Below are 13902 nucleotides of genomic sequence, written 5' to 3'. Positions count from 1 at the left end.
ATCTAATCCGTAAGCAAGTGCAGCAGCAGTTGGCTCGTTGATGATACGCATAACTTTAAGACCAGCAATTTCACCAGCTTCTTTAGTAGCTTGACGTTGTGCATCGTTAAAGTAAGCAGGAACAGTAATAACTGCTTCAGTTACAGTTTGACCTAAATAGTCTTCAGCAGTTTTTTTCATTTTTTGAAGTGTCATTGCAGACAATTCTTGAGCAGTGTATAAACGACCGTCAATATCCACACGTGGCGTATTGTTGTCACCTTTTACAACACTGTAAGGAACTCTTTTTGCCTCTTCTTGAGTTTCAGCAAAAGTGTGTCCCATAAAACGTTTAATAGAAGCAATCGTTTTTGTAGGATTCGTTACCGCTTGTCTTTTTGCAGGATCACCCACTTTAATTTCTCCACCTTCAACAAAAGCGATGATAGATGGTGTAGTTCTTTTTCCTTCTGCGTTAGGGATAACAACTGCTTCGTTACCTTCCATTACAGAAACACAAGAGTTCGTCGTACCTAAGTCAATTCCGATTATTTTACCCATTTTTTATATATTTAATTTTGATTTATTTTTTATAACTCAGGTGGCATAAGTCAATCTTTGTGCCAAGATAAAAAACCAAAGTAAATTGTCAGTTTTAATATTGGCACAACAATAATCATCTGACAACATGACATTTTTCAAGACTGACAACCATGGCATAAGCCTATAAATATGTCATAATTAAGGAGCTTATTCCCGCTATCCGCTATATCTTTTATGGTGAACCCCACCATAAAAGGATGCCGCTTCTATCGGGGCTAGGACATTTGTTTTCATCAGAACTTTATTCAAAATAATATTAAAATAATTATATTTAGCCCAAACAAAATTCATACTTATACGCCATGATAGAAAAATTAAGAGAAGATTTTGCAGAGTATCAAAAAAAAAGCAGGCTCGATAAAAACGAAATAATAGAAAACCTCCCTTTTCCAATTGAATCCAAAAATGAAATAGGCAGAAAAATTATAAAAGAAATTATCACTTCTAAAAATAGTGATGACATGGAGTTTTGTCTTTTGTTACTTTGGATAACAGACGAAGATGAAGACTGTATAGATCTGCTTCACGAAATATTATTAGAACCTTGGCATGAAAAATATCACGATATCATTCACGATCTGCAATGGAGGCAGCACCCATCCAGTGTGCCTACAATTAAAATCGCAATGCAACAGAAATATCCTTTTCTGGAAGCTTACAGCACCGGAACAGGGCAATTTATAAATCAATGCGGACATGCATTAAAAAGCATTGGAACTGAAGAAGCTATAGAGGCAATAAAAGATTTAGCCAAAAACTCAGAAGATCCTATTGTTAAAGTAGAAATGATTTATCGACTTAGTAAAATATTTCCAGAAGATTATCCAGAAGACGAAGATCTCCCAAGATGGTATGACTTCGACTAATAAAAATCAATTATACTACTAGTTAAGCTCAGTTTAGTCCCAAACTCGCTATAACAATAGGGCGTTAGAGGTAATTTTATACAATCGAAAAAAATTAAATTTAAACAAAGAATATGGAAAACTCAAATGAAAACGAGTCGAAAGAAACATTGCCGACATTTGCTATTTTATTAATTAATATTTTAATTTTTATTATTTACCTATTTATAGGATTTAGTTCTGATTTACCAGACAACATAATTGGGTTTATACTATTTATACATGTTGTAATTTGTATAGTTTTTGGTGGAATTTCGAAACGTTCAATTTGGTATATTACTGCAGGAATAATTGCTTTGCCTCTTATTTCACTTATTTTTAGTTATACTTAAATTGCAGTAAAGTCATTAACCAAAAATGACAACTGAATTAAGTACATTAGCATTTTTCTAAATCAAAAAAATGGAAAATTACAGCATTATAATATTCATACTCGCCATCGTTATCGGTTTATCTGCCTTTGCCGATAAAGCAAGACTTCCCTACCCTATTCTTCTAATAATTGTTGGAATCGCCATTGGTTTTATTCCAACCATGACCGAAATTCAAATTAATCCAGAAATTATTTTTTTGATATTTCTGCCGCCATTGTTATATGATGCTTCGTTTAACATATCTCCAAAGGATTTCAAAACCAATCTCAATACAATTGGGACGCTGGCGATAACTTTAGTTTTTCTTACCACTTTTTGGATTGCCGTTGTAGCTCATTATATGATTCCAAATATAACCTGGCCACTGGCATTTGTACTCGGAGCAATCCTTTCTGCAACTGATGCCGTTGCCGCTCTAAGCGTCACTAAAGGACTCGGAATATCTCATAAAACCATTACAATTCTTGAAGGCGAAAGTTTAATAAACGATGCTTCGGCACTTGTTGCTTATCGTTTTGCTGTTGCAGCTGTAATGGGATCTGCTTTTGTAATCTGGAAAGCAACCTTGCAGTTTATTATTTTATTAGGAGGCGGTTTTCTGGTAGGAATGGTTATAGCAAAAATCTTAGCTTTTATATTAAGTAAAGTACATAAAAACACCAATGTTACCATTAGTTTTATGTTATTGATGCCGTTTGTAGCGTACTTAGTGGCAGAACAATTTCACGTTTCAGGAGTAATTGCAGTAGTAGTTTCAGGACTAGCGATTGCCCGTTTCAGCAAAAAAATATTCCCCGAAAACTTAAAAAACAGTTCCAAAAGCCTTTGGGACATTATCATCTTTCTACTAAATGGATTAATCTTTATCCTAATTGGACTTAATGCCAGATACTTATTAAAAGATATTGATAACCATATGATTCTGCCTTATCTCGGCTATGCTTTTATCATTACAATTGTAGCTTTATTAATTAGAATGGTTAGGGTATTTCTTCAAAAAATAAATCTCCAAAAAGCCTTTAAAAAGAATCGCGACGGAAAAAGAAAAGTTAGCGAAGATGCACTTTTAGACTTTAACAATAGTATTATTTTAGGCTGGTCTGGAATGCGCGGCATTGTATCTCTTGCCATTGCGATTGGGCTTCCAAAATTCCTTGAAGACGGCACTCCTTTTCCCGAAAGAAATACAATCATTTTTATTTCTGTTGCAGTCGTACTTTTTACGCTTATTGGCCAAGGACTTACGCTTCCGTGGATCGTTAAACGATTAAATGCTAAAAGCAAAAAAGAACAAAAACTAGAAGAAAATTTAAAATAAAAATAAAATATCGCTTCAAAATACAATACTATTTTACCTACATTAGCTTCATTAACTTTAACCAAAAACTTCTAATGAAAAAATTAGTATTACTGGCGATTGTCTTTGTTTTCTTTTCCAATTCGTACGCTCAAAAAACAGAATTAAGAGTTTCTTTAGATTCAGGACTTTCTGCCTTTAGCGGAAAAAGTGCAGAATCATCTTCGTTTATTTTAGCTTCTGAAACCATAGGTTATGGATATACCAATAATCCTTATGGGTCAAAAAATGCGCTTTCTTATGGAATTTCATTAAATCTAAAAAGAGTAACTAAAGTTAATTTTATATACGGCATAGGAGTTGGTTATGAAGATTTGCGAAGTAAGACTTCTATAACAACTATATTTAAAGACATTGCTTCTACTGTCGTGCCAGCATCTGGCGAAACTTTTATGAACGTTAACTCAATCAACGTAAACCCATTTGCCGGATACCGTTTTAATGCAGACAAATTTCCAATTGATTTAGCCGCCGGTTTTGATATTGCAAATATCCTAAGTGCTAAAGAAAAAGGAGATGCTACTGATGCTTCTGGAAATAAATATACTACCTCCAGAGACAGAAAAACAATAAGTACAGATTTCCGCCCAAGAATTCAAATCTCAACAGATTATAAAAAATTCGGTGTTTATTTAGGCTATTCTTTCGGATTAAGAAATTATCTGGATGGATATGTTGGCGGTACAAACGAAGCTTATTCAAAAATCTTCAGATTTGGAGTAACTTACCAAGTATTATAAAAAACTAAAGACTTTAGAACATGAAAAATAGCATTGCAATTTATGGCGCTTACGGACATACCGGAAAATTTATTGTAGCTGAACTTTCCAGAAAAGGATATCAATTAATTCTTTCGGGAAGAGATGAGGAAAAGCTGCAACAATTAAAAAGTCAATATCCAAATTCGACAATAAAAACCGCAGATATTAGTGACGCAGCAAGTTTAGACAATGCATTTTCTGAATCTGAAATTATTATAAACTGTGCAGGTCCATTTTTAGATACTGCAGAACCTATTATTGAATCTGCTTTAAGATTAGGCATTCACTATATTGATTTGAGCGCCGAACAAAAAGCAGTTTTAGATGTATTTGAAAATTATGCTGAAAAAGCCAAAGGCAAGATTTTAATAATTCCTGCCGTTGCATTCTATGGCGGTTTAGGCGATTTATTGAGTACGGCAGTAACGCACGATTGGGACAAAATTGACGAAATAAACATCTACATTGGTCTCGATTCCTGGTATCCCACAAAAGGAACCAGATTAACGGGCGACAGAAATCATTATACCAGATTAACACTAAAAAACAATCAATTACAAGAACTGGAACCAAGTGTTCCAATTGACTGGAATTTCCAAAACCCAATTGGAATTAAACAAGTTGTAAGTTTACCTCTTTCTGAAATCATCACTATTTCTCGTCATTTAAATGTAAATACCATCAATACTTATTTGAGTCAAAACTCTTTAGACGATCTTAGAAATAAAGATACTCCAGAACCCGAACCTACAGACGAAAAGAACAGATCATCACAGCATTTTTCTTTAGAAGTTGTTGCCACAAAAGATAATATCAAAAGAACAATTACAGCACAAGGACAAGATATTTACGCCGTAACTTCACCTTTAGTCGTAGAAACAGTAAACAGAATAGTATCTGATAAAACAGCAAAAACTGGTGTTACCGTTGTTGGAGAAATTTTTGACGCAGCAGATTTTTTAAAGTCTTTAAATGAAGATGACATAATAATTTCTGCCATAGAAGAATCTCAATTCTAATTTTTATATAAAAAAAACAGTTCGTAAAACCCTGTAAATACAAGGGTTTTTAATTATTTTCAAATTTATTTCAAAAAAATAAAATATTTTGTCCAATTCCAGAAGTTCGATTGTTATTAGAGTATAACATTAAAACTTTATACAAAATGGAAACAAGAATTAACATTCACGAAAAAGGACAAGACGCTTTAAAAACACTTTACGGAATTGGCGGTTATTTAAAAAAATCAACTTTAGAATCAGCTCTTTTAGAATTAGTTTTATTTAGAGTTTCACAAATCAACAGCTGTGCTTATTGCTTAGATATGCATTATAAAGATGCACGTCATAAAGGAGAAACAGAACAACGTTTATACGGATTAAGTGCATGGAGAGAAACTTCTTATTACACAAATCGCGAAAGAGCCGCTTTTGCCTGGGCCGAAGCTGTAACAAAATGTGATGTACCAGATTCAGTTTATAAAGAAGCTGCAAGCGAATTTAACGAACAGGAATTAATCGATTTAACCTTGGCAATTACAAATATTAACACTTGGAACCGTATTAACCTTGCATTTCCTAACGAACCGGGAACTTATAAAGTTGGACAATTCGGTTAATCAAAATAATTATCACATTAAAATATTGACATTAAAAAAATAATATCATGAACGAGTTTATATTAATATTTAGAAGAGATTATATTACTAAAGAAACACAGCCTTCTCCACAGGAATTACAAGATTCACTTAAGCTTTGGCAGGATTGGCTGGGTGGAATTGCGGCTCAGGATAAGCTTGCAAAACCATTGCAGCGCTGGGATGGTGAAGGTAAAATTGTAAAATCGAACAAAAGTGTAATCAACGGGCCTTATGCCGAAATTAAAGAAGCAATTGGCGGTTTGATTATAATAAAAGCGGCAGATTATGACGAAGCTGTAAGTATTGCAAACGGATGTCCGATTTTAGAATTGGGCGGAAATGTAGAAATTAGAATGGCCGTAACCGGAGCATAATCATCTTTAAAAATAACTTCTTATTCTTTTAAAAAGGAATTTTATAAAATGGAAGAAAGTCAGCTTTTACCCAATTTATTTAGAACAGAGTACCGAAAAATAGTTTCGGTACTCTGTTATTTATTCGGAATTGAAAATATCGAAATTGCCGAAGATATTACCAGCGATACTTTTCTCGCCGCAACAGAATTGTGGAGCGTAAAAGGAATTCCGGAGAATCCAACGGCATGGCTTTATACCGTTGCCAAAAACAAAACAAAAAATTACTTAAAACGAGATACGCTCTTCGAACAAAAAATTGCGGTCGAAGTAAAACACAATGCCAATAAAGCTGAAGAAATTGAAATTGACTTATCCAATAAAAATATTTTCGACAGTCAGTTAGCTATGATTTTTACGGTTTGTGATCCAATAAATTCTGCCGAAGCGCAAATTGCATTGGCACTAAATCTATTATGCGGATTTGGAATTCAGGAAATTGCAGACGGTTTTTTAACCAATAAAGAAGTCATTTACAAAAGAATCAACCGCGCCAAAGAAAAACTGAAAGAAGCCAATGTAAAAATTGAGCAGCCCAGCAATACAGAAATCAGTAATAGACTCGAAAATGTCTTAACAACCCTGTATTTATTATTTTCAGAAGGATATTATTCAACCTCTCAAAACACCATTTTGCGAAAAGATGTTTGTGCCGAAGCCATGCGATTGACTTTTTTATTAATAGAAAATTCGGCAACAAACCTGCCGCCTGTAAATGCATTACTTTCTTTAATGTGTTTTCACTCTTCAAGATTTGATGCCAGAACAAACAGCGACGGAGAAACGATTTTATATCAAAATCAGGATGAAACACTTTGGAATCAGGAACTTATTGAAAAAGGCACTTATTTTCTTGGCAAAGCATCAACCGGAAACACACTTACCAAATATCATCTTGAAGCCGGAATCGCATATTGGCATACTCAAAAAGAAGATTCTGACCAGAAATGGGAAAACATATTACAGCTTTATAACCAATTATTAATTCTCGAATATTCGCCAATTGCGGCGCTCAACCGCACATTTGCTTTAGCCAAAACAAACGGAAAACAAACTGCCATAGTTGAAGCTGAAAAATTACAATTAACTGATAATCATTTTTATTACTCTTTATTAGGAAACTTATATACAGATATTGACAATAAAAAAGCAATGGAACATTTCAAAAAAGCTTTGCAGCTTGCCAATTCTGTTTCAGATAAAAACATCATAAAACAAAACATCGGTAAACTAAAAATATAGTTTAATCCCAATTTACTTTCTCAGCCCTATTCAGTTTTTATTTGTAATTTAGATTTTTAAAAATGTATGTTCAAAAACAATATCACAGAGCAGCATTTAAAAAATTATTAAAATACAAATACAAAAATGGCTTCATTTATTAAGGAAATCTCTTTTCGCTGGTCAGATCTTGACCCAAATTTTCACGTTCGTCATAGTGCTTATTACGATTTTGGTGCACAACACCGTATAGAAATTCTCGAAGAACTCGGTTTGACATTAAGAGTAATGCAAACACAGGGTTTTGGTCCCGTTTTATTTAGAGAAGAATGTGTTTTTAGAAAAGAATTAAAACTTTCAGATAAAATTTTTATTCATACCAAAACATCAAAAATGAAAGCCGATGCCTCGCGCTGGTCCATCATTCACGAGTTTAGACGAGAAGATGATACACTTTGCGCAACCATTACAGTCGACGGCGCATGGATGGATACCAAACTTAGAAAACTGGCTTCTCCAACTCCTCAAATTGCAATTCAGGCATTAAGTATTTTTCCAAAAAGTGATGATTTTGTTGGATTGTAAAACACAAAACAAATGAAATATTCTATAGCGTTTTTATTTTTTCTGGCCGTTTTTACAAGCTGTGAATCGCATAAATCTAAAAAGGAAATCGCAACCCCAAAAGAAACTGTTACGGCTTATTTAGCTGCAACAAATCATTTTGATTTTAATGCCGCAAAAGAATTCTTGATTCTTAATAAAGGGAATTTAATGAATTTAGAAACGCTTAAAAAAATGGAAAAAAGCATGCCGGATGATCAGAAAGCCAAATTTCTGGATATGGAAAAAAACGTTGAATATTTCGAAAAAGAAATTACAGATTCGACTGCCCAAATAATTGTCTCGCCAAAACAGGATATTGCTATGCCAATAGAATTTAACCTGAAAAAAGTAAACAAAAAATGGTTAATCGAATCTGTAATTTTACATTAATGCAAAAATTCTCAAAGCTATGATCGATTACTTTAAAGACTTTAGAATAGGAATTTTTATTGCTATTATAGCCATTACAACGATAGTTTTAGGCTCTATAACAGAAAAAGTGCTTCGTTATTTTTTATATCGAAAATCAAGTGATAAAGAATATGACCCAACCGGATTAAAGTTCTTAAAACATTTTATTATAACTGTAATTTATATTCTGGGATTTGCTTTTGCCTTAATACAAATTCCCGAATTTAAAATAATTGGACATTCTTTTTTAGCCGGTGCCGGAGTTATTTCGCTAGTTGCAGGTTTAGCTTCGCAGCAGGCTTTGAGTAATATTGTCAGCGGAATATTTCTGGTAATTTTTAAACCATTCCGCATCAACGACAAAATCACAATCAATAATTTTGTCGGTACTGTTGAAGACATTAATTTGAGACAAGTTGTTTTAAAAGATGCCGAAAACAATCGAATCATAATTCCAAACTCCGTTATCAGCAATCAAATTATTGTTAATACCAACATGCACGATACCAAATGCTGTAAAATAATCGAAATAGGAATTGGCTACGAATCAAATGTTGAAAAAGCATTAGAAATAATGCAGGATGAAATCGCTAAACATCCGCTTTTTATTGACACTAGAACTGCCGAAAATAAAAAACAAAAAACGCCTTTGGTCGTAGCAAGAGTTGTGGCTTTGGCCGATTCGAGCGTAACACTAAAAGCCTGGGCTTGGGCAAAAAACTCTACAGACGGTTTTGTAATGTATTGCGATTTACTGCAAAGTATCAAAAAACGTTTTGACGAAGCCGAAATTGATATTCCGTATCCGCAAAGAGTTGTAACACTTAAAAAATAGTTTACATACAAATCTTCTCTCTTTTTTCTGATAATTTTAAGACTATAACTTTTGGATTTCAAAATGCATAGCGGTAAATTTATAATACTTAATAAAAATGCATCAGGATGAAAATTATAAAACTCTTCATATTAGTCTTACCTTTATTTTGTTTTTCGCAAGAAGAAAAAATAAGGCCCTTAGATATCAATTTAAGCAATTATGAATATCCGTTTCCAGTTCAGTTTTTAGAATTGAATAATCAGCGCCAAAATTTAAAAATGGCCTATATGGATATTAAACCAGACAATTACAATAACAAAAACATTGTTTTACTTCACGGAAAAAATTTCAACGGCGCTTATTGGGCAACCACAATAAAAGCTTTAACAAAAGAAGGCTTCCGAGTAATTGTTCCGGATCAGATTGGTTTTGGAAAATCATCAAAACCGGAAAATTTTCAGTATACATTTCAACAATTAGCTGAAAATACAAAAAAATTACTCGATCATTTAGGCATTACAAAAACAACGATTCTAGGACATTCTATGGGCGGAATGTTAGCCACGAGATTTACGCTAATGTATCCTGAAACTGCCGAAAAATTAGTTCTCGAAAACCCAATTGGTTTAGAAGACTGGAAACTTGTCGTTCCTTATAAACCTGTAGATTGGTGGTTTGAATCAGAATTAAAACAAAATTATCAGGCTATCAAAAAATACCAAATGGAAAATTATTACGACGGAAAATGGAATCCCGATTATCAAAAATGGGCCGAACTTTCTGCCGGCTGGACTTCTGCTCCAGATTATAATAAAGTGGCCTGGAACTCTGCTTTAATGTACGATATGATTTTTACACAGCCTGTTTTATACGAATTTAAAAACATAAAAAGCCCGACGCTTTTAATCATCGGAACTAGAGATAAAACCGCTATAGGAAAACCTTTAGTTTCTGAAGAAATTCGAAAAACAATGGGAAATTATGCTGAGCTTGGTAAAAAAACTCAAAAAGCAATTCCGAATTCAAAATTGGTTGAAGTCCCAAATACAGGGCATTTACCACACATAGAATCTTTTGATCAATTTATAAAACCATTAATCGTATTTTTGAAACAATAATCTTTTTTGTTTGCCACGAATTACACTAATTTTCACTAATTTTTTATTTTAAATAAAGCTGAAAAATTAATTCGTGAAAATTCGTGAAATTCGTGGCAGACAATAACTATCTAATAATCTAAAAATTAAATAATATGTTTACAATCGACCAAATCAAAGAAGCACACGCTAAAGTAAAAAGCGGTGCCGATTTTCCAAATTATATACAAGACTTAATCATTCTGGGCGTAAAAGGTTACGATACTTTCGTGAATGACGGACACGTTGAATATTATGGTGTAAATGGTTATTCTGTTACATCAGATGAAAAATACAATCCAATTTCGATTGCTGTAAGCGTCAACAAAGAACTTTTTATCGAATTTCTGGTAAAACACCAAAACGGAGAAACAGATTATCTTACTTTTTGCAGCCACGCCGGACAATGTGGAATTGCAAAATGGAGAGTTGATATTATCGAAATGACCTGCACTTATTTTGACAGCGCAGAAAACGAAATTTTAATTGAAAAAATCCCAGGTTAATCTAAAAAATCGATGGCAAAACTAAATCCAATTTCGCTGACTAAAAAAGCTGTTTTTCTATTGTTTTTTTTAGCAAGTTTTTCAGGTTTTTCTCAGCATAAAAAAGAAAAATCAAAGTTTAAAGTAATTGCTTTTTATACAGCAAAAAATGATCAGGCGCATATAAGTTTTGTGCATGAAGCCAATAAATGGTTTCCAAAAGCAGCCGAAGAAAATCATTTTGTTTATGACTCTACAGATAACTGGAACAATCTAAACGCAAAATTTTTAGCCAATTATCAAGTAGTTTTATTTTTAGATACAAGACCAGAAACTCCGGAACAGCGTGAAGCTTTTCAAAAATATATGGAAAACGGCGGCGGTTTCATGGGATTTCATTTTTCGGCCTTTGCTTTAAATGATTCGAGTTATCCTCAAAATTGGGATTGGTATCATAATACATTTTTAGGTTCAGGAGAATACGGAAGCAATACCTGGAGGCCGACATCAGCAGTTTTAAGAGTTGAGAATCAACATCCGGCAGTAAAAAATCTGCCTAAAACTTTCACTTCTGCACCAAACGAATGGTACAGATGGAGCAACGATCTTAGAAAAAATCCGGATATAAAAATTCTTTTGGCAATTGACGAAAGTAGTTTTCCTCTAGGAACCGGACCAAAAGCACATGAAATTTGGCATGAAGGGTATTATCCTGTAGTTTGGACAAACAAAAATTACAAAATGCTCTATGTCAATATGGGACACAATGATATTGATTATGAAGGCGGAACCAACAAAACGCTTTCGTATACTTTTGAAAATAAAACCGAAAGCAAATTCATTCTTGATGCATTGCTTTGGTTAGGAACTTCTAAAAAATAAATGCATTAAAAATGTCTAAACTTTCACCCATCATAAATGCTGAAGAATTAGTAAAACTTAATTCTTCAGCAATCATTTTAATCGATGCCAGAGCAGGAATTAATGCCGAGGAAAACTTCAAGGCAGAACATTTAAAAGGCGCTCGTTACGTTGACTTAAACAAAGATTTAGCAACAGTCGACTGCAATCCGAAAAATGGCGGAAGACATCCTCTGCCTTCTTTTTCAAAGTTTTCTGAAGTACTTTCAAAACTCGGAATTTCTCCTTCCTCTCATGTTGTAATTTATGACGATAAAAATGGCTCAAATGCCGCCGCAAGATTTTGGTGGATGCTAAAAGCTGCAAAACATGAAAAAGTTCAGGTTTTAAATGGTGGTTTACAAGAAGCTGTAAAAGCTGGTTTTCCTGTTAGTTCAGAAATCGAAAATTTTGAGAAAACACGAAATTACCCAATTACAGAATGGAATTTAAAAACTGCTGCTATTAACGAAGTCGAAAAAGCCCGAAATAACAGCGAAAATATCGTAATTGACGTAAGAGATAAAAATCGTTTTGACGGACTTACAGAACCTTTAGATTTAATTGCCGGACATATTCCCGGAGCTGTAAATGTTCCATTTAGTGAAAATCTGGATGAAAACGGTCTTTTCAAATCTCCTGAAGTTTTATCCAAAAAATATACTGAAGTTTTAAATAATAAAACGTCAGAAAATGTAATTGTACATTGCGGTTCCGGCGTTACCGCTTGTCATACTTTATTAGCATTAGATTATGCCGGAATTGAAATTCCAAAACTTTACGTAGGTTCTTGGAGCGAATGGTCTAGAAATGACCGCGAAATGGCAACGAAAGAAACAAAATAAACTCTTTTTTAAACACATAGAAACATAGATTTTTATTGTGTTTAAAAGAGCATAAAAAGAAGCACGCTTCTAACACATAGCCACTATGTTTATTAATGCAAGTGAAACGCCTTTATTTAAGTTTCAAAAAGCTATGTTACTATGTGTTAAAATGTAGACAACAGTTTAAAAATAGAAAATAAAAAATGCAGCATTGGGATATACTTTTATCTAATCAGGTAAATAAAAAAGCATTCATAGACAGTTTACTTAATGGAGAAGCAAAAGGAGAATTAGCCATTTTTAATACTCAAAAAGGGATTTTATTCTCAGACATTGCAATTGAAAAATTCATCGAAAAAGAATACCAATACGACAGTGTAGAAGCATCTCCTGAATCACACAGACAATTACGCACATTTTCATCGGGCGAACGTAAAAAAGAGTTTTTAAAATACTGTATCAATCAAAAACCAGACTTTATCATTTTCGATAATCCGTTTGATCATTTAGATCAGGCTTCGAGAGTAATTTTGGCAGATTCTTTAAAAGATCTGACAAATGAAATTGCTATTATCCAGCTGTTAAATCGTGTGGTTGATGTTTTGGAATTTGTTCCGAATAAAGCGCAGATAAACGACAATACATTTGAATTACATCCAATTTCAAAAACCGAAAATCATTTTAAAACCTTAAATACATCGGCAATTCCAAAAGCGATTGAGACGCATTCCTTCCACGAAAGTGTATTAATAAAATTGGAAAATGTTTCCGTTAGTTACGACGAAAGAAAAATTATCGACAACATTTCATGGACCATAAAACAAGGCGAATTCTGGCAGTTAATCGGCCCAAACGGTTCGGGAAAAAGCACGATTTTATCTTTAATTACAGGCGATAATCCAAAAGGTTTTGGTCAGGATTTATATTTATTCGGAAGAAAAAAAGGAAGCGGAGAAAGTGTTTGGGATATCAAAAAACAAATCGGAATCTTCGCAACGTCTATGACCGATTTATTTCAAAAAGGACACACTTTGGAAGAAATGATTCTCTCCGGATTTTTCGATTCCATCGGACTTTATATTGAGCCAACAACGCATCAAAAACAAATTGTTTCGCAATGGCTCGAAGTTATTGAAATGACGCATTTAAGAAAAAAACGTTTCATTGATCTTTCTATTGGTCAGCAAAGAGTGGCGTTAATAGTGCGCGCCGTTTTAAAACATCCCCCTTTATTAATTTTAGACGAGCCTGTAGAAGGCTTGGACGACGAAAATGTAGATTTGGTAATTCAGCTTATCAACACCATAAAACAGGAAACAAACGTTACAATTCTATACGTTTCCCATAGAATAGAATCCGGCCTCGCTCCTACTTCTGTTTTCGAACTTTTACCGAATCCAACGGGATCAATTGGTAAAATAAAATATCACTCAGAATTAAATTAAAACACAAATTCCACCAATTTACA

The 13902-nt window shown here is 33.5% G+C and carries 17 protein-coding genes; 16 read left to right on the top strand and 1 reads right to left on the bottom strand.

Features of this window, described 5'->3' with window-relative positions; all coding sequences use genetic code 11:
• Window positions 1-540: Hsp70 family protein (locus B3C18_RS25095; RefSeq protein ID WP_291153378.1), on the bottom strand; the 540-nt coding region annotated here is incomplete at its 3' end.
• Window positions 541-884: 344 nt separating this feature from the next.
• On the opposite strand from B3C18_RS25095, the gene B3C18_RS25090 reads away from it, so the two are divergent.
• The 16 genes from B3C18_RS25090 (at window position 885) to B3C18_RS25015 (ending at window position 13879) form a co-directional block, all read left to right on the top strand.
• Complete coding sequence (locus B3C18_RS25090; protein WP_291153375.1) at window positions 885-1448, top strand: hypothetical protein; 564 nt, start codon at window positions 885-887, stop codon at window positions 1446-1448.
• Between the two features lie 113 nt (window positions 1449-1561).
• Complete coding sequence (locus tag B3C18_RS25085; RefSeq protein WP_291153372.1) at window positions 1562-1819, top strand: hypothetical protein; 258 nt, start codon at window positions 1562-1564, stop codon at window positions 1817-1819.
• Between the two features lie 70 nt (window positions 1820-1889).
• Window positions 1890-3179: a Na+/H+ antiporter gene (locus B3C18_RS25080; RefSeq protein ID WP_291153369.1), complete on the top strand. Its 1290-nt coding sequence runs from the start codon at window positions 1890-1892 to the stop codon at window positions 3177-3179.
• Window positions 3180-3253: 74 nt separating this feature from the next.
• Entirely contained in the window at window positions 3254-3958 is a 705-nt protein-coding gene (locus B3C18_RS25075; protein WP_291153366.1) for an outer membrane beta-barrel protein, read from the top strand.
• 20 nt (window positions 3959-3978) lie between these two features.
• Window positions 3979-4998, top strand: a complete 1020-nt coding sequence (locus B3C18_RS25070; protein WP_291153363.1) for a saccharopine dehydrogenase family protein — start codon at window positions 3979-3981, stop codon at window positions 4996-4998.
• Window positions 4999-5144: 146 nt separating this feature from the next.
• Window positions 5145-5597, top strand: coding sequence for a carboxymuconolactone decarboxylase family protein (locus B3C18_RS25065; RefSeq protein ID WP_180857590.1), 453 nt, complete (start codon window positions 5145-5147; stop codon window positions 5595-5597).
• Window positions 5598-5644: 47 nt separating this feature from the next.
• The gene (locus B3C18_RS25060; protein ID WP_291153359.1) at window positions 5645-5992 is read left to right on the top strand and encodes a YciI family protein; all 348 of its coding nucleotides are present in this window, start codon (window positions 5645-5647) and stop codon (window positions 5990-5992) included.
• 48 nt (window positions 5993-6040) lie between these two features.
• Entirely contained in the window at window positions 6041-7273 is a 1233-nt protein-coding gene (locus tag B3C18_RS25055) for an RNA polymerase sigma factor (RefSeq protein ID WP_291153356.1), read from the top strand.
• Window positions 7274-7399: 126 nt separating this feature from the next.
• On the top strand, window positions 7400-7837 hold the full coding sequence (locus B3C18_RS25050) for an acyl-CoA thioesterase (protein ID WP_291153353.1): 438 nt from the start codon (window positions 7400-7402) through the stop codon (window positions 7835-7837).
• Window positions 7838-7849: 12 nt separating this feature from the next.
• The gene (locus B3C18_RS25045; RefSeq protein ID WP_291153350.1) at window positions 7850-8248 is read left to right on the top strand and encodes a hypothetical protein; all 399 of its coding nucleotides are present in this window, start codon (window positions 7850-7852) and stop codon (window positions 8246-8248) included.
• Between the two features lie 19 nt (window positions 8249-8267).
• Entirely contained in the window at window positions 8268-9104 is an 837-nt protein-coding gene (locus B3C18_RS25040; RefSeq protein ID WP_291153347.1) for a mechanosensitive ion channel family protein, read from the top strand.
• A 107-nt stretch (window positions 9105-9211) separates the two neighbouring features.
• Complete coding sequence (locus tag B3C18_RS25035) at window positions 9212-10204, top strand: alpha/beta fold hydrolase (protein WP_291153344.1); 993 nt, start codon at window positions 9212-9214, stop codon at window positions 10202-10204.
• A gap of 134 nt (window positions 10205-10338) precedes the next feature.
• Window positions 10339-10728, top strand: coding sequence for a DUF1398 domain-containing protein (locus B3C18_RS25030; protein ID WP_291153341.1), 390 nt, complete (start codon window positions 10339-10341; stop codon window positions 10726-10728).
• Window positions 10729-10740: 12 nt separating this feature from the next.
• Window positions 10741-11589 (top strand): ThuA domain-containing protein, encoded by an 849-nt coding sequence (locus B3C18_RS25025; RefSeq protein WP_291153338.1) that lies wholly within the window; start codon window positions 10741-10743, stop codon window positions 11587-11589.
• Between the two features lie 11 nt (window positions 11590-11600).
• Window positions 11601-12452, top strand: a complete 852-nt coding sequence (locus B3C18_RS25020) for a sulfurtransferase (RefSeq protein ID WP_291153335.1) — start codon at window positions 11601-11603, stop codon at window positions 12450-12452.
• A gap of 185 nt (window positions 12453-12637) precedes the next feature.
• Complete coding sequence (locus B3C18_RS25015; RefSeq protein ID WP_291153332.1) at window positions 12638-13879, top strand: ATP-binding cassette domain-containing protein; 1242 nt, start codon at window positions 12638-12640, stop codon at window positions 13877-13879.
• Window positions 13880-13902: the final 23 nt, after the last annotated feature.

The sequence above is a fragment of the Flavobacterium sp. UBA7680 genome (genome assembly GCF_002482975.1).
In the GTDB taxonomy this organism is placed as follows: Bacteria; Bacteroidota; Bacteroidia; order Flavobacteriales; family Flavobacteriaceae; genus Flavobacterium.
The sequence above is the reverse complement of the archived record's forward strand: the minus strand, read 5'-3'. Positions and strand labels throughout refer to the sequence as shown.